Below are 17,036 nucleotides of genomic sequence, written 5' to 3' on the forward strand. Positions count from 1 at the left end.
CGGCTCCCACACCCCGCCGCACCACCTCGTCGCCGTCACTGACTCAGGCAGGAGTTGCCTTGGCGATCACCACCGCCCCGCGGACCGTCGGATCACCGGGTCGCTCCGCGTCGTCGTACCCGCCCGGCCCACGGCGGGCCAGCCTCGGCCGCAGGGTACGGGACCACCTCACCGGCCACGCGTTCCTGATCGGCGCGGTGATCTGCTTCGCGTTCTTCTCCTGGTACCCGATGATCCGCGGCGTCGTGATGAGCTTCCAGCGCACCCGGCGCGGCGTCACCACCTGGGTCGGCTGGGAGAACTACGAACGCGTCCTCGCCGACCCCAGCTTCTGGACGGCCTGGAAGAACACCTTCTACTTCACCTTCCTCGCGCTCGTCCTCGGGTACGCGGTGCCGTTCTTCGTGGCGATCCTGCTCAACGAGTTCCGCCACGCCAAGGGGTACCTGCGGATCCTGGTCTACCTGCCGGTGATGCTGCCGCCGGCCTCGGCGCTGTTCCTCTTCAAGTTCTACGCCTACGACCCCGGTGACGCGGGGCTGTTCAACTCGATCCTCAAGGCGCTGAACCTGCCCACGTCGCAGTGGATGCAGAGTGCCGAGACGACGATGCCGGCGATGGTGATCGCGTCGACCTGGATGAACATGGGCGGCGCGGTGCTCATCTACCTGGCCGCGCTCCAGAACATTCCCGGTGAGCTCTACGAGGCGGCCGAACTCGACGGCGCCGGGATCTGGCGGCGGATCCGCCACGTGACGATCCCGCAGACCCGGCTGATCCTCGCGCTCCTGGCGATGCTGCAGATCGTCGCGACGATGCAGTTCTTCGTCGAGCCGCTGATCCTCGCCAACGGTACCGGCACCCAGGACTCCGCGACCTCGGTGGCGTACCTCATCTACCAGCACGGGTTCTTCCAGAACGACCTCAACGGTGCCGCCGCACTCGGCGTGATCATGCTCGTGGTGCTGGCCGGCTTCTCGGCCGCCTACGTGCGGCTGAACGCGAAGCAGGACTAGGACGGGACGCGCGATGGCACACGACACCGGAACCCGGACCCTCGTCTCCCACGCCCAGCTCACGCGGGGGCGCGGCAGGATCATCTACTGGACGCTGCTCACCGTCGTGGTGGTGGGATTCACGCTGGTCTTCCTCGGGCCGCTCTACTGGATGGTCACCGGCGCGCTCAAGTCCGGCCAGGAGATCGCGCAGACCCCGCCCTCGCTGTTCCCGAAGGACCCCCAGCTCCAGAACTACGCCGACGCCTGGCACAACCTGGACCTCGCCAAGCTGCTCTTCAACACGTTCTACTACGCGACCGGCGCGTTGGTCTTCCAGGTCGTCCTGGACACCGCCGCGGCGTACGCGCTGTCGAAGCTCCGCCCGGTCTTCGGCAACCTGATCCTCGGCCTGATGCTGGCCACGCTGATGATCCCGGCGATGGTCCTCATCGTCCCGCAGTACGTGACCGTGATCGACCTGCCGGTCCTGCACGTCAACCTGCTCGACTCGCCGTTCGCCATCTGGCTGCCCGCGGTCGCGAACGCGTTCAACATCTTCCTGCTGAAACGGTTCTTCGACTCCATCCCGGAGGAGCTGATGGCCGCGGCCCTGGTGGACGGCGCGTCGCCACTGCGCACGCTCTGGTCGATCATCCTGCCGATGTCGCGTCCCATCCTCGGGGTGGTGTCGATCTTCGCCGTGACGGCGGTCTGGAAGGACTTCCTGTGGCCGAAACTGGTCATGCCGTCGCCGGAGACCCGCACGGTCAGTGTCGGCATCTACGCCTTCTCCGGCGGCACGCCCATGAACGTGGTGATCGCCGCCTCGGTGATCGCCGCGATCCCGACCGTCGTGGTCTTCCTGATCTTCCAGCGGAACATCATGTCCGGCCTGACCACGGGCAGCCTGAAGGGGTAGCCCGAGGTCGCCGGCCGCGCAGCGGCGGCGCGGTCGGGTGGGCCGGCCACCCCGCCGCCGCACCGGCGCAACCCACGCTCGGCGAACGACCGTTCGCCCGACACATCCAAGGTCCGGCGATCACGCCGACACACCGACGCAGAAAGCAGGGTGCTCGTGACCACAGCAGACGCTAGTCCGTGGTGGCGTGGAGCGGTGATCTACCAGGTGTACCCCCGGAGCTTCGCCGACGGCGACGGCGACGGCATCGGTGACGTCGCCGGTATCCGCTCCCGGCTGGACCACCTGTCCGCGCTCGGCGTCGACGCGATCTGGTTCAGCCCCTGGTACCCCTCCCCGATGGCGGACGCCGGCTACGACGTGGTCGACTACCGCGACATCGACCCGGTGTTCGGTACCCTCGCCGAGGTGGAGGCGCTGATCGCGGAGGCACACGCGCTCGGCGTCCGGGTCATCGTCGACGTGGTGCCGAACCACTGCTCCGACGCGCACCCCTGGTTCCAGGCGGCCCTCGCCGGTGGACCGGGCGCACCCGAGCGGGACCTCTTCTGGTTCCGCCCCGGCCGGGGCCCCAACGGCGACCAGCGGCCCACCGACTGGGTCGGCGAGTTCGGCGGCGAGACCTGGACCCGGACCACCAACCCGGACGGCACCCCCGGTGACTGGTACCTGCACCTGTTCACCGCCCAGCAGCCGGACTTCAACTGGGACCACCCCCGGGTGCGGGCGGAGTTCGAGGACATCCTCCGGTTCTGGTTCGACCGGGGCGTGGACGGCATCCGGATCGACTCGGCCGGGCTGCTGGTCAAGGACCCGACGCTGCCGGAGGCCCTGCCGGACCGGCCGCACCCGTTCCAGCACCTCGACGGGGTGCACGACATCTACCGCGCCTGGCGGCGGATCGCCGACGAGTACCCCGGCGACCGGGCCCTGATCGGCGAGGTGTGGCTGCCGGACCGGCAGCGGTTCGCCAACTACCTGCGCCCGGACGAGCTGCACGCGGCGTTCAACTTCGACTTCCTCGGCTGCGCCTGGGACGCCTCCGCGCTGCGGGACAGCATCGACGGCACGCTGAGCGCGCACGCGCCGGTCGGCGCGCCGGCCACCTGGGTGCTCTCCAACCACGACGTCACCCGGCACGTCACCCGGTACGGCCGGGCGGACACCCGGTTCAGCTTCGCCACCAAGCGCGAGGGGACCCCGACCGACCTGGAACTGGGCACCCGGCGGGCGCGGGCCGCCGCGCTGCTCTCGCTGTCGCTGCCCGGCGCCGCCTACGTCTACCAGGGCGAGGAACTGGGCCTCTACGAGGTCGAGGACATCCCGTACGCCCAGCGCCAGGACCCGATGTGGGAACGGTCCGGCCGGGTCGACCCCGGTCGGGACGGTTGTCGGGTGCCGCTGCCGTGGGCCGGTGACGAGCCGCCGTTCGGGTTCAGCCCCGACGGCGCGGCGGCACCCTGGCTGCCCCAACCGGCCGACTGGAAGGACCGGACGGTCCAGGCGCAGACCGGCGACCCGAACTCGATGCTGGAGCTGTACCGGGCGGCGATCCGGGCCCGGCGGGCCGAACCGGCGCTCGGCGACGGCGAGTTGAGCTGGCTGCCCGCTCCGGACGGGGTGCTCGCCTTCCGTCGCGGCGCGCGCTTCCGTTGCCTGGTCAACCTCTCCGGGGCGCCGGTCCCGCTCCCCGCCGACGGGGACCTGCTGCTGGCCAGCGGGCCGCTAGAGCACGGTGTGCTGCCGCCGGACACCGCCGTCTGGCTGCGCACCGCGCCCGTACCGGAGGAGTCCGACCCGACCTGACCGCCCGGCTGCCGGCGGCTTTCCCGTCCCTGCCGCCGGCACCACGTCGTCCCCGCCGGCACCGTCCGTCGGCGGGGGACAGGAACGAAGGAGAACACCGCGCACCACACACGGGGGACCTGGCCACCTGACGAAAGGGAGAGCACCGCTCATGGCCGACCACACCACCGGGCACCACCGTCCACCCCGGCATCGCCTCCGCGCCGGCCTGGCGGCGCTCGCCGCGACGGCGCTGGCCGCGACCTCGATCACCGTCGTCGCGCTGACCTCCACCGCGACCCCGGCCCGCGCCGCCGGCCTGTCGCCGTTCGACATCCCCGGTCGGGGCGCGACCGTTCCGTTCGTCGAGCACGAGGCGGAGGAGGTGACGCACACCGGCACCCGGATCGGGCCGGACCGGCGGTACGGCACGCTTCCCTCGGAGGCGTCCGGTCGGGAGGCGGTCACCCTCGACGCGGTCGGCGAGTACGTCGAGTTCACCCTGACCCGGCCGGCCGACGCCGTGACCTTCCGGTACAGCCTGCCGGACAACGCCGCCGGCACCGGCCGGGACGCCAGCATCGACCTGCGGGCGAACGGCACCCTGGTCAAGGCCGTGCCGGTGACCTCCCGGTACGGCTGGTACTACGGCGGCTACCCGTTCAACAACAACCCCGGCGACACCAACCCGCACCACTTCTACGACGAGACCCGCACCTTCCTCGGTGCCACCTACCCGGCCGGCACGAGGATCCGTCTCCAGGTCTCCTCGACCGCGCAGTCGCCGACCTTCACCATCGACCTGGCCGACTTCGAGCTGGTCGGCGCGCCGATCGCCAAGCCCGCCGGGGTCCTGGACGTGGTGACCGACTTCGGTGCCGACCCGACCGGCGCGACGGACTCGACCGCGAAGTTCCAGGCCGCGGTCGACGCCGGGAAGGCGCAGGGGCGGGCGGTGTGGATCCCCACCGGCACCTTCACCCTCTGGGACCACGTGGTGGTCGACGGGGTCACCCTGCGCGGTGCCGGACCGTGGTACTCGGTGCTCGGCGGCCGGCACCCCACCGACCGCAAGCGCGCCGCCGGCATCTACGGCAAGTACGTCCCGGGTGGCGGCTACACCGGTGAGGTCCGGACGCACGAGGCCGGCGGGCCGAGCCGCAACGTCACCCTGCGGGACTTCGCCATCATCGGCGACATCCGCGAGCGGATCGACGACGACCAGGTCAACGCGATCGGCGGGGCGATGTCGAACTCCGTGGTCGACAACGTCTGGATGCAGCACACCAAGGTCGGGGCCTGGATGGACGGCCCGATGGACAACTTCACCATCCGCAACAGCCGGATCCTCGACCAGACCGCCGACGGGGTGAACTTCCACACCGGGGTCACCAACTCCACGGTCACCAACACCTTCGTCCGCAACACCGGCGACGACGCCCTCGCCATGTGGGCGCAGAACGTGCCGAACGTCAACAACTCCTTCACCTTCAACACCATCGGCGTGACCATCCTCGCCAACCACCTGGTCAGCTACGGCGGCCGGGACATCAAGATCACCGACAACGTGACCGCGGACTCGGTCACCAACGGTGGTGGCATCCACGTCGCCAACCGGTACCCCGGGGTACAGGGCCCGACCGCCGTCCTGGGCACCTGGACGGTCGCCCGGAACACCCTGATCCGCAACGGCAACTCCGACTACAACTGGCAGTTCGGGGTCGGCGCGATCTGGTTCTCCGCGCTGAACGAGGCGTTCCAGAACCCGACCATCAACATCACCGACACCGACATCCTGGACAGCTCCTACGCGGCGCTGCACTGGATCGAGGGCCAGACCAACGGGATCAACCTGACCAACGTCCGCATCGACGGGGCGGGGACGTACGCCCTCCAGGTGCAGGCCGCCAGCCGGGTCTCGTTCACCAACGTACGGGCCACCCGGATCGCCCAGGCCAACCCGATGCACAACTGCGTGGGCAGCGGTTTCCAGATCACCCAGGGGGCCGGCAACTCCGGCTGGTACACGGCCAACCCGTACTGCGGGCCGTGGCCGCAGCCGCAGTGGGGCAACGGCCCGACCAGCCCGCCCCCGACCAGCCCGACGCCGACCCCGACCGCGTCGCCGACCGACCCGCCGCCCACCGGCGGCAACCTCGCCCGCGGCCGACCGGTGACCGCGTCCAGCAGCAACCAGACCTACACGGCGGGCAACGCGGTGGACGGCAACGCCGGCAGCTACTGGGAGAGCGCGAACAGCGCCTTCCCGCAGACCCTCACCGTGGACCTCGGGGCCGCGCGCCAGGTCGACCGGGTGGTGCTCACCCTGCCCCCCGGCTGGGAGCGCCGCACTCAGACCGTGGCGGTGCTCGGTTCCACCGACGGGTCGACGTACACCACGCTGAAGGCGTCGGCCGGGTACACCCTCGACCCGGCGTCGGGCAACACCGTGTCGATCCCGCTGCCCGCCGGGGACCGCCGGTTCGTCCGGCTCAGCGTCACCGGCAACACCGGCTGGCCGGCCGCCCAGCTCGCCGAGTTCGAGGTGTACGGCGGCTCGACCCCGCCGCCCACCACCCCGGCACCGACCACCCCGCCGCCCACCACCGCACCGCCGTCGGGCAACCTCGCCGTCGGTCGCCCGGCCACCGCCACCAGCCACTCCGACGTGTACGTGGCCCCGAACGCGGTGGACGGCAACGCCGGCAGTTACTGGGAGAGCGCGAACAACGCCTTCCCGCAGTCGCTCACCGTCGACCTGGGCGCCACGCAGCAGGTCTCCCGGGTGGTGCTGCGGCTGCCCCCGTCGGGGACCTGGCAGAGCCGGACCCAGACGCTGAGCGTGTCGGGCTCCACGAACGGGTCGACGTACACGACGGTGAAGGCGTCGGCCGGGTACACCTTCGACCCGGCCACCGGCAACGCGGTGACCATCACCTTCGCCCCCACCGGCCAGCGGTACCTGCGGCTGACCGTGACCGGCAACACCGGCTGGCCGGCGGGCCAGATCGGCGAGTTCGAGGTGCACCGCTCCTGACCCGGTCGGCCCCCGCCCCGCGCGGCGGGGGCCGACCGCGCACCCCCCACCCCCATCCACCTCTCCACCCGGAAGAAGGTGTCGTTCCCCCATGTCCAGACTCCGTACCAGAGTGGTCGCGGCGTTCGCCGCGATCGGGCTGGTCCTCACCGGGCCGGCTCCGACGCCGGCCGTCGCGGCCGGCGGACCCAACCTCGCCCTCGGCCGTACCGCCACGGCCAGCAGCACCAACGCCCCCTACGCCGCCGCGAACCTCACCGACGGCGACCCGAACACCTACTGGGAGAGCAGCGGGGCCCTGCCCCAGTGGGCCCAGGTCGACCTGGGCAGCGTCCAGTCGATCGACCAGGTCGTGCTGCGGCTGCCGACGAGCTGGGAGAGCCGCACCCAGACCCTGTCCGTGCAGGGCGGCACCGACGGCAGCGGCTTCGTCACCCTGGCCGGCTCGGCCGGGCGGACCTTCAGCCCCGGTGGCGGCAACACGGTGACCGTCGGCTTCCCGGCCACCCCCGTCCGCTACCTGCGGGTGGTGGTCACCGCGAACACCGGCTGGTCCGCCGCTCAGCTCGGCGAACTGGCGGTGCACGGGGCGACCGCCTCGTCGACCAACCTGGCCGCCGGCCGGACGATGACCGCCAGCAGCCACGCCGACGTCTACGGCGCGGGCAACGCCAACGACGGGAACCCGGCCAGCTACTGGGAGAGCGCCAACAGTGCCTTCCCGCAGTGGCTCCGGGTCGACCTCGGCGCCACGGTCGGGGTCAACCGGGTGGTGCTCAAGCTGCCACCCGGCTGGGGCGCCCGCAGTCAGACCCTGGCGGTGCAGGGCAGTACCACCGGGTCGACCTTCACCGACATCCTGGCCGCCGCCAGCCACGCCTTCAACCCGGCCACCGGCAACACGGTCACCCTGAGCTTCCCGACCGCCAGCACCCGTCACCTGCGGCTGCTGGTCACCGCCAACACCGCCTGGCCGGCCGGGCAGCTCTCCGAGCTGGAGGTGTACGGCCCGGCCACCGGGGACACCCAGGCGCCCAGCGCTCCCGGCAACCTCGCCTTCACCCAGCCGGCCCCGGACCAGATCCGGCTGACCTGGACCGCGTCCACCGACAACGTCGGGGTCACCGGCTACGACGTCTACGCCAACGGGGTGCTGCGCACCAGTGTCGGCGGGTCCACCCTGACGTACACCGACACCCAGCCGGCGAGCGCGACCGTCGCCTACCACGTCCGGGCCCGGGACGCGGCCGGCAACGCCTCCGGGAACAGCAACACGGTCACCCGGACCGGCAGCACCGGTGACACCACCGCGCCGACCGCGCCGGGCAACCTGGCGTACACCCAGCCCGGCGCCGGGCAGATCCGGCTGACCTGGACCGCGTCCACCGACAACGTCGGGGTCACCGGCTACGACGTCTACGCCAACAACGCGCTGCGGGCCAGTGTCGGCGGGTCCACCCTGACCTACACCGACAGTCAGCCGGACAGCGCCACGGTCTCCTACTTCGTCCGGGCCCGGGACGCGGCCGGCAACCCCTCCGCGACCAGCAACACGGTCACCCGGACCGGCAGCACGCCGGGCGGCAGCAACCTGGCGGTCGGCAAGCCGATCACCGCCTCCTCGACCGTGCACGTCTTCCAGGCCACCAACGCCAACGACAACGACGTGGCCACCTACTGGGAGGGCGCGCCGGGGGCGTACCCGAGCACGCTGACCGTCTCGCTCGGCGCGAACGCCAGCGTCAGCGCGATCGTGGTCAAGCTGAACCCGGACCCGGCCTGGGGCGCGCGCACCCAGACCTTCCAGGTGCTTGGCCGGGAGCAGTCCGCGTCGTCGTTCGGCACCCTGGCCGGCTCGGCGACCTACTCGTTCAATCCGAGCAGCAGCAACACGGTGACCATCCCGGTCACCGCCACCGCCGCCGACGTGCGGTTGCAGTTCACCGCCAACTCCGGCTCGTCCAACGGGCAGGTCGCGGAGTTCCAGGTGATCGGCACGCCGGCCCCGAACCCGGACCTCACCGTCACCGCGCTGACCGCCAGCCCGTCCGCGCCGGTGGAAACCGACCCGATCACCCTGTCGGCGACCGTGCGCAACACCGGTCCGGCCGCCGCCGGCGCGTCCCGGGTCGCCTTCAAGCTGGGCGACACGACGGTCGGCACCGCTGCGGTCGGCGCGCTGGCCGCCGGAGCGCAGACCACGGTGACCGCGAACATCGGGGTCCGCAACGCGGGCAGCTACCAGGTCACCGCGGTCGCCGACGACGCGAACGCGGTCATCGAGCAGAGCGAGTCCAACAACAGCCGGACCGCCGCGCTGACCGTCTCCCCGGTGGCCAGCTCCGACCTCGTCGCCGGGGCGGTCACCTGGTCGCCGGGCACCCCCACCGCCGGCCAGGCGGTGACCTTCTCGGTGTCCATCCGCAACCAGGGCAGCGTCGCCTCGGCCGGCGGGGCGCACGGCATCACGCTCACCCTGCTCAACGACACCGGGGGAGTGGTCCGTACCCTCACCGGCTCGTACAGCGGCATCATCGCGGCCGGCGCGACCAGCCCGGCGGTGAACCTGGGCAGCTGGACGGCGGCCAACGGCCGGTACACGGTGCGGGTGGCGCTCGCCGCCGACGCCAACGAACTGCCGGTCAAGCAGCCGAACAACACCAGCGAGCGGCCCCTCTTCGTCGGCCGGGGCGCGAACCTGCCGTACGACATGTACGAGGCCGAGGACGGCCGGATCGGCGGCGGCGCGCAGCTGGTCGGGCCGAACCGGACCATCGGCGACCTGGCCGGCGAGGCGTCCGGACGGCGGGCGGTGACCCTGAACGGCACCGGCGCCTACGTCGAGTGGACCACCCGGGCGGCCACCAACACCCTGGTCACCCGCTTCTCCATCCCGGACGCCCCGAACGGCGGCGGCATCGACGCGACGTTGAACGTCTACGTCAACGGGACGCTGCACAAGCCGATCAACCTGACCTCGAAGCACATCTGGCTCTACGGCGCCGAGGCCAGCCCGAGCGACTCGCCGAGCGCCGGCCCGCCCCGGCACCTCTACGACGAGGCGAACGTGATGCTCAACGGCACCATCCCGGCGGGCAGCACGATCCGGCTCCAGAAGGACCCGGCGAACACCACCACGTACGCCATCGACTTCGTCAACACCGAGCTGGTGGCGCCGCGGGCCAACCCGGACCCGGCCCGGTACCGGGTGCCCACCGGGTTCAGCCACTCGGACGTGCAGAACGCCCTGGACGCGGTCCGGATGGACACCACCGGCACCCTGGTCGGCGTCTACCTGCCCGCCGGCACCTACACCACCGCGCAGAAGCTCCAGGTGTACGGCAAGGCCGTGCAGGTGGTCGGCGCGGGGATGTGGTACACCCGCTTCCAGACCCCGACCAACCAGCAGAACACCGACGCGGGCTTCCGGGTCGAGTCGTCGGCCAGCGGCTCCACCTTCGCCCACCTGTCGTTCTTCGGCAACTACACGGTCCGGCAGGACGGGCCGGGCAAGGTGTGGGGTGAGCTGAAGGACGTCGACAACCTCACCCTGGACAACGTCTGGGTCGAGCACACCGTCTGCGCGTACTGGGGGGTGAGCGTCAGCGGCCTGAGCATCACCAACAGCCGGTTCCGCAACACCTTCGCCGACGCGGTGAACATGACCAACGGCAGCACCAACAACCGGGTCGCCAACTCGGAGGGGCGGTCCAACGGGGACGACGCGTTCGCGTTGTTCTCCGCCACCGACCAGGGCGGCGGCACCGGCAACCACGGCAACGTGTTCGAGAACCTCTCCGCGACGCTGACCTGGCGGGCCGCCGGGATCGCGGTGTACGGCGGCTACGACAACGTGTTCCGCAACCTCTACATCGCGGACATGCTGACGTACTCCGGCATCACGATCAGCTCGCTGGACTTCGGTTACCCGTTCGTCGGGTTCGGGGCCAGCCCGCCGACCCGGTTCGAGAACATCTCGCTGATCCGGGCGGGTGGCCACTTCTGGGGTTCGCAGACCTTCCCGGCGATCTGGGTCTTCTCCGCCTCGAAGGAGTTCCGCGGCATCCGCGTCTCGGACGTCGACATCGTCGATCCGACGTACTCGGGGATCATGTTCCAGACCAAGTACACCGGTAGCCAACCGGAGAACCCGGTCACCGACACGGTCTTCACCAACGTGTCCATCTCCGGGGCCCGCAAGAGCGGCGACGCCTTCGACGCGAAGTCCGGCTACGGCATCTGGGTCAACGAGATGCCCGAGCCCGGACAGGGCCCGGCGGTCGGCTCGGCCACCTTCGTCAACCTCCGGCTGAGCGACAACCACCAGGACATCCGTAACACCACCTCCACCTTCACCATCAACCGGAGCTGACCGCCGGCACGGCGCCGCCCCGGGGGCCACGGTCCCCGGGGCGGCGCCGTCGACGTGCACCCGGACGGGTGGATACCCCGGACGATCAAGTTAGGTTACCCTCGCCTAACTACAGGGACCGGGAGGACGAGTGGAACACGTACGGGACCGATCGGCGTCGGGCCGCCTGGGCACGCTCACGGCGCTCTACGTCACTCAGTACCTGGGTATCGGTTTCATCACCGTCGGCCTCACCGCCATCCTCCGCGACGGCGGCACCTCGCTGGAAACCCTGGCACTGCTGAACATCGTCGGTCTGATCTGGCCGATCAAGTTCCTCTGGGCCCCGATCCTCGACCGCTACGGTTCCCGCCACCGGGGCCACTACCGGTCCTGGCTGCTGGTGCTCCAGCTCGGGCTGGTGCTGGCCCTGCTGGCGCTGCTGCCGTTCAGCCGGCCCGCCGAGCAGCTCGGCCCGGTCGTCGCCATCGCCGCCCTCTACGTGCTGCTGTCGGCCACCCAGGACGTCGCCGCCGACGCCGTGGCCGTCCGGCTGCTCGCCGAGCGGGCCCGGGGCACCGGCAACGGCATCCAGGTCGCCGCGAGCTACCTCGGCAACCTGCTCGGTGGCGGGGCCTGCGTCGTCGTCTACGACCGGTTCGGCTGGGTGCCGGCGATCCTGCTGCTGGCCGCGCTGACCGCGGTCGGGCTGGTGGTGGTGTGGCGGTTCCGGGAGCCGCCCCGCGTCGACCGGGTGGCCCGCACCAGCGAGGCGTACCGGGCGCTGCTGTCGGCGTTCGGCCAGCCCGGCTGCCGGTGGTGGACCTTCGTCGTGGTGCCCCTGGTCTACGTGGGGGCCGGGGCGGCGTACGCGCTGGTCACGCCGGCCCTGGTCGACGCGGGCTGGACGCTGGAACGGATCGGTGTGGTCACCGGCGTGGTGATCAGCGTGCCGGCCATCCTGGCCGGGCTGCTGGCCGGGACCGGGATCGGCCGCTTCGGGCGCAGCGGGGTGCTCGTCGCCGGTGGCGTCGCCCTGGCCGTCGCCACCGTGGCGATGCTGCCGCTGCTGAACGGCCACGCCCCGCTCGGCGGCACGGTCGCCGTGCTGGGCTGCTTCATGGCCGCGTACACCGTGCTCAACGTGGTGCTCTACACGGTCAACATGGACTACTCGCGGCCGGGCAGCGGCGGCACCGACTTCACCGTCCTGTCGTCGTTCGGCCTGGTCTGCTCGTTCGTCGCCGCCTCGATCGGCCTGGCCGCCGCCGCGCAGGTCGGCTACCCGGCGGTGGCGGTCGCCTCGGTCGTGCTGGTCGCCGGCGGGGTCGTCGCCGGCCTGCGGCACCAGCGGCGGTACGGGGGCCGGATCCGGCCCGACGACGTCCCGGCGCCGACGGTCCCGGAGCGGGGGACCGTCGTGGCGTGAGCCCGGTCGCCGGGGCGGCGTCTCGGCAGGTCGGAGGGGCCGGGAACGATCCGCCCCGACACGCGTCAGCCCTCCACGGCCGGGGTAGTAGGGGCCGCATGGACGATCGTGTGATGGTGTTCGCACCGGCGCCGTTGTTGACCGTGACCATCGAACAGCAGGCCGACGCGGTCGAGCTGCACCTGCATCCGGGTGGTCAGGGCGTCTGGCAGGCGCGCATGATCGCGTCCCTGGGCGTCCCGGTCACCCTCTGCGTGGCGCTCGGCGGGGAGGTCGGTGACGCGCTGCACAAGCTGCTCACCGAGGAGGACGTCCAGGTCCGGTCGGTGTTCCGGCAGTCCGGCAGCGGCTGGTACGTCCACGACCGGCGGGACGGCTCGCGGGCGGAGATCGCCGAGTTCCCCGGTGCGCCGATGGTCCGGCACGACATCGACGAGCTGTACACCGTCACCCTCACCGAGGGGCTGCGTGCCCCGGTGAGCGTGCTCAGCGGCCCGGCGGACCCGTCGGTGGTCGACCCGGACATCTACCGGCGGCTCGCCGCCGACCTCACCGCGAACGACACGGTGGTGGTCGCCGACCTCTCCGGGGCGTACCTGACCGCCGTCGTCGAGGGCGGCGTGGCCCTGCTCAAGGTCAGTCACGAGGAGCTGCTGGACGACGGTCTGGCCGAGGACGACAGCGTGGAGTCGCTGCTGGCCGCCGGGCGTCGCCTGCAGGAGCAGGGCGCGGCGTCGGTGCTGATCAGCCGGGCCGGCGAGCCCGGTCTGGCACTGCTCGACGGTCACGGGGCGGTGGAGGTGCACGTCCCCCAACTGCAACTGGCCGACCACCGGGGCGCCGGTGACTCGATGACCGCCGGGGTCGCCGCCGTGCTCGCCCGGGGCGGGGACCTCGAGGAGGCGGTGCGCACCGGCGCCGCCGCCGGGGCGCTCAACGTCACCCGGCACGGGCTCGGCACCGGCCGGGCCGAGGCGGTCCGGGAACTCGTCGGCCGGGTCCGACTCGAGCCGCTCGACGACAGGTAGGGGGCGGCCGTGGCGGACCGGCGGGTGCGGGTGCTGGTAACCAACGACGACGGGATCCGGGCGCCGGGGCTGCGCTGGCTCGCCCGCGCGGCGCACGAACGGGGACTGGACGTGGTGGTGGCGGCCCCGAGCGAGGAGGCGAGCGGGATGAGCGCCGCCCTGTCGGCGGTGACGGACGAGGGGCGGGTGGTCCTCACCGGGACCGAACTGGCCGGGTTGGCCGATGTCCCGGCGTACGCCGTCGCCGCCTCGCCGGCCTACATCGCCGTGCTGGCCGGGCTGGGCGCGTTCGGCCCGCCGCCGGACGTGGTGCTGTCCGGGATCAACCGGGGTGCCAACGCCGGTCACGCGGTCCTGCACTCCGGTACGGTCGGCGCGGCGCTCACCGCCGCCAACCACGGTGCCCGGGCCATGGCGGTCTCCCTCGACGTGCTCTCCCCGGTGGCGGCGAGCGTCGGCACCGGCGGTGCCGCGATCGCCGTGCTGGACACCGTCGACGACGAGATCCGTAACTGGGCCACGGCGGCGGAGCTGGCCGGGTGGCTGCTGCCCTGGCTGGTCGGCGCCGATCCGGGCACGGTGCTCAACCTGAACGTGCCGGACGCGCCGGTGGCCGGGGTCGCCGGGCTGCGGCAGGCCACCCTCGCCCCGTTCGGGCAGGTGCAGATGACAATCGCCGAGCGCGGCCGGGACCACGTCCGGACGGCCATCGAGGAGAGCGGTTCCCAACCCGTTCCCGGCTCCGACCTCGCCTGGCTGGCCGAGGGGTACGCCGCCGTCACCGCCGTCCGACCTTTGGCGCACGTGGGCGGGGTGACGGTGCCGACCGGCTGGCGGCCCGCGCCGGGCGGGGCGGGCCGGCCAGGAGGGACGGACGGTCAGCGGGAGTAGTGCTCCACCACGAGTTGCTCGTCGCAGATCACCGGCACCTCGCCGCGGGCGGGCAGCCGGGTCAGCCGGGCGGTCAGGCCGGACAGCTCGACGTCGAGGTACGGAGCGGGCCGCTGCGGGGCGTGCGCTCCGGCGGCGGCGACCACGAACGGCGTCTTGGTGCGGCTGCGCTCCGCGATGGCGATCCGGTCGCCGGGGCGCAGCCGGGCCGACGGCCGGTCCACCCGCCGGCCGTTGACGGTGACGTGCCGGTGGGTGACGGCCTGCCGGGCCTGGTAGATCGTGCGGGCGAAGCCGGCGCGCAGGACGAGCGCGTCGAGCCGGGTCTCCAGGTCGATGACCAGTTCCTCACCGGTCTTGCCCGGTCGGCGCAGGGCCCGGTCGAACGCCCGGCGCAGTTGGCCCTCGGCGACGTCATACTGTGCCTTGAGGCGCTGCTTCTCCACGAGCCGGACCTTGTAGTCGGAGTCCTTGCTCCGGGCCCGGCCGTGGTCGCCGGGAGGGAACGGGCGGCGCTCGAAGTACCGGACGCACTTGGGGGTCAGGGGGATGCCGAGACGCCGGGACCGCTTGATCTTGGGACGGGACTGGTTCATCATCACCTCTCAGGTAAGGTAAGGCTAACCTAAACTGGAGGCGTCGTGGCGGGCAAGACGGTGGCGGCCGGCACGGCCGCCGAACGGATGCGTACCCTGCTGGCCGGTACGGAGTCGCTGACCCTGCGTACCCCCGACCACCGCGCCGACCTCGCCGGTCGGCACACCGTCGACCCGGACGGCCGGCTCCGCCTGGCGCTGCCCGTCGACAGCCGGATCGCCCGGCATCTCCTCGTCGCCGGCGAGGTCGCCGCGCAGGTCGAGGTCACCGGTCTCGCCCCGGTCCCGATGCGCGACCGGGTCCGGTCCCGGGCGACGCTGGCCGGCTGGCTGACCGTGGTGGACCCGGGCGGCGCCGACGTGGTCGCCCGCCTCGACCTGGTCACCGCCGAACTGGTCGACGCGGACGGCGACGCCCCGGTCGACCCGGACGACCTCGCCGCCGCACGACCCGACCCGCTCGCCGCCGACGAGGCGGACCTGTTGCGGCACCTGGACGACCAGCAGCAGCAGACGGTGTGGACGCTGGCCCGGCTGGTCCCGGCACCGCTGCGGCGGGAGGCCCGACGCGTCCACCCGCTCCGGCTGGACCGCTGCGGGCTGGTCCTCCGGCTGGAGTCCGCGACCGGCCACCGGGACGTCCGGTTGCCGTTCAGCAGGTCGCTGCGCGGCCCGGACCAGGTACCGGCGGAGATCGCCCGGCTGCTGGCCCGTTGCCGGCCCCGGTGACCAGGGAAGCTGTCCGGTAGGTGGTCCGAGCCGCACCGACGCGCTCGGTCCGGCCGGTGCCGGGCCCGGGGCGGCCGAGGCCGGTCAGTGGCGGCGTGCTTCCGGCCGCCGGATCGTCCGGTGGCTCAGGAACCGTCGGGGTGCAGCAGCACCTTGGTCCATCCCGTCTCCCGCCGGTCGAACCGCTCGTATCCGTCGGCGGCCCCGTCCAGCGGCAGTTCGTGCGAGACGAGGAAGGACGGGTTCGCCCGACCGTTGATGATCAGGTCGCGGAGCTGGCGGTTGTACCGCATGACCGGGCACTGGCCGGTGCCCATGTGCTGCCCCTTGCTGAAGAACGTGCCGTACTGCCAGCCGATGCGTCCCTCCCGGGCGCGCCGGTCGGGGCTGCGCGGATCCTGCGGCACGTACACCCCGACCACGCCGATGCCCCCGGTGGAGCGGACGCAGTCGACCAGGTTGTCCAGCACCAGTTCCGGGTGCTCCTCGCCGGAGGGGTCGTGGGCCTGGTAGCCGACGGCCTCGACCCCGCAGTCCGCGCCGGCCCCGTCGGTGGCGTCCATGATCTGCTCCACCGGGTCGCCCTCGGCGAAGTTCACCGGGACACCGCCGATCTTCTCGGCCAGGGCGAGCCGGTCGGGTTCCTTGTCCACCACGAACACCCGGGCGGCTCCCTGGATCAGCGCGCTGTGGGCGGCCATCAGGCCGACCGGACCGGCACCGAAGACGGCCACCGTGTCACCCGGACGCTGCCCGGCGAGTACGGTGCCGTGCCAGCCGGTCGGGAAGATGTCCGACAGCATGGTGAAGTCGTTCTCGTGGTCCGTGCCGGGTGGCAGGTGCAGCAGGTTGACGTCGGCGTACGGCACCCGCAGGTAGTCGGCCTGACCCCCGTGGTACGGGCCCATGTTCGCGTAGCCGTAGGCCGCGCCGTCGATCCCCTCGATCGGGTTGGTGCGCAGGCAGAAGCTGGTCCAGCCGTGCAGGCAGTTGCGGCAGGTGCCGCAGGCGATGTTGAACGGCACGGAGACCCGGTCGCCGACCCGGATCCGGTCGACCGCGGGGCCGACCTCCTGCACCACGCCCATGTTCTCGTGGCCGAGGACCGTGCCCTCGGCCACGGCCGTGCGGCCCTCGTACATGTGCAGGTCCGAACCGCAGATGTTGGTGGTGGTGATCCGGACGATCGCGTCGGTGGGTGCCTCGATCCGCGGGTCGGGCACCTCCTCGACCCGGACGGTGCGGGGACCCCGGTAGACCACGGCCCTCATCG

The 17,036-nt window shown here is 72.1% G+C and carries 11 protein-coding genes; 9 read left to right on the top strand and 2 right to left on the bottom strand.

All coding sequences use genetic code 11. The annotated features are described in order from the left end of the window. Nucleotides 1–59 precede the first annotated feature (59 nt). The 8 genes from AB0F58_RS15030 to AB0F58_RS15065 all read left to right on the top strand — a co-directional run bounded on the left by AB0F58_RS15030 (nucleotide 60) and on the right by AB0F58_RS15065 (nucleotide 14,438). Nucleotides 60–1,016 carry a sugar ABC transporter permease gene (locus AB0F58_RS15030; RefSeq protein ID WP_357142660.1) on the top strand — a complete coding sequence of 319 codons (957 nt, stop codon included), beginning with the start codon at nucleotides 60–62 and terminating at the stop codon, nucleotides 1,014–1,016. 13 nt (nucleotides 1,017–1,029) lie between these two features. Further along, complete coding sequence (locus AB0F58_RS15035) at nucleotides 1,030–1,917, top strand: carbohydrate ABC transporter permease (protein WP_357142661.1); 888 nt, start codon at nucleotides 1,030–1,032, stop codon at nucleotides 1,915–1,917. A gap of 195 nt (nucleotides 1,918–2,112) precedes the next feature. Beyond that, a complete protein-coding gene (locus tag AB0F58_RS15040; protein WP_357142662.1) occupies nucleotides 2,113–3,723 on the top strand; it encodes a glycoside hydrolase family 13 protein in 1,611 nt (536 codons plus the stop codon). A gap of 151 nt (nucleotides 3,724–3,874) precedes the next feature. Beyond that, a complete protein-coding gene (locus tag AB0F58_RS15045) occupies nucleotides 3,875–6,739 on the top strand; it encodes a discoidin domain-containing protein (RefSeq protein ID WP_357142663.1) in 2,865 nt (954 codons plus the stop codon). 91 nt (nucleotides 6,740–6,830) lie between these two features. Then, the gene (locus AB0F58_RS15050; protein WP_357142664.1) at nucleotides 6,831–11,111 is read left to right on the top strand and encodes a discoidin domain-containing protein; all 4,281 of its coding nucleotides are present in this window, start codon (nucleotides 6,831–6,833) and stop codon (nucleotides 11,109–11,111) included. A gap of 130 nt (nucleotides 11,112–11,241) precedes the next feature. Next, the gene (locus AB0F58_RS15055; RefSeq protein WP_357142665.1) at nucleotides 11,242–12,519 is read left to right on the top strand and encodes an MFS transporter; all 1,278 of its coding nucleotides are present in this window, start codon (nucleotides 11,242–11,244) and stop codon (nucleotides 12,517–12,519) included. Between the two features lie 113 nt (nucleotides 12,520–12,632). Beyond that, entirely contained in the window at nucleotides 12,633–13,547 is a 915-nt protein-coding gene (locus tag AB0F58_RS15060) for a PfkB family carbohydrate kinase (RefSeq protein ID WP_357142666.1), read from the top strand. 24 nt (nucleotides 13,548–13,571) lie between these two features. Then, the gene (locus AB0F58_RS15065; RefSeq protein ID WP_357142667.1) at nucleotides 13,572–14,438 is read left to right on the top strand and encodes a 5'/3'-nucleotidase SurE; all 867 of its coding nucleotides are present in this window, start codon (nucleotides 13,572–13,574) and stop codon (nucleotides 14,436–14,438) included. Here the strand turns inward: AB0F58_RS15065 and rpsD are convergent. After that, nucleotides 14,426–15,034 carry a 30S ribosomal protein S4 gene (gene rpsD, locus AB0F58_RS15070; protein ID WP_357142739.1) on the bottom strand — a complete coding sequence of 203 codons (609 nt, stop codon included), beginning with the start codon at nucleotides 15,032–15,034 and terminating at the stop codon, nucleotides 14,426–14,428. The genes AB0F58_RS15065 and rpsD overlap by 13 nt on opposite strands. Nucleotides 15,035–15,121: 87 nt before the next feature. Here rpsD and AB0F58_RS15075 point away from each other — a divergent pair, with 87 nt between their 5' ends. Next, complete coding sequence (locus tag AB0F58_RS15075; RefSeq protein ID WP_357142740.1) at nucleotides 15,122–15,763, top strand: DUF2470 domain-containing protein; 642 nt, start codon at nucleotides 15,122–15,124, stop codon at nucleotides 15,761–15,763. Nucleotides 15,764–15,888: 125 nt separating this feature from the next. Here the strand turns inward: AB0F58_RS15075 and AB0F58_RS15080 are convergent, their stop codons facing one another. Next, nucleotides 15,889–17,034: a glutathione-independent formaldehyde dehydrogenase gene (locus AB0F58_RS15080; RefSeq protein WP_357142668.1), complete on the bottom strand. Its 1,146-nt coding sequence runs from the start codon at nucleotides 17,032–17,034 to the stop codon at nucleotides 15,889–15,891. Nucleotides 17,035–17,036 lie beyond the last annotated feature (2 nt).

It is taken from the genome of Micromonospora sp. NPDC023956, from assembly GCF_040639195.1.
Classification (GTDB): domain Bacteria; phylum Actinomycetota; class Actinomycetes; order Mycobacteriales; family Micromonosporaceae; genus Micromonospora.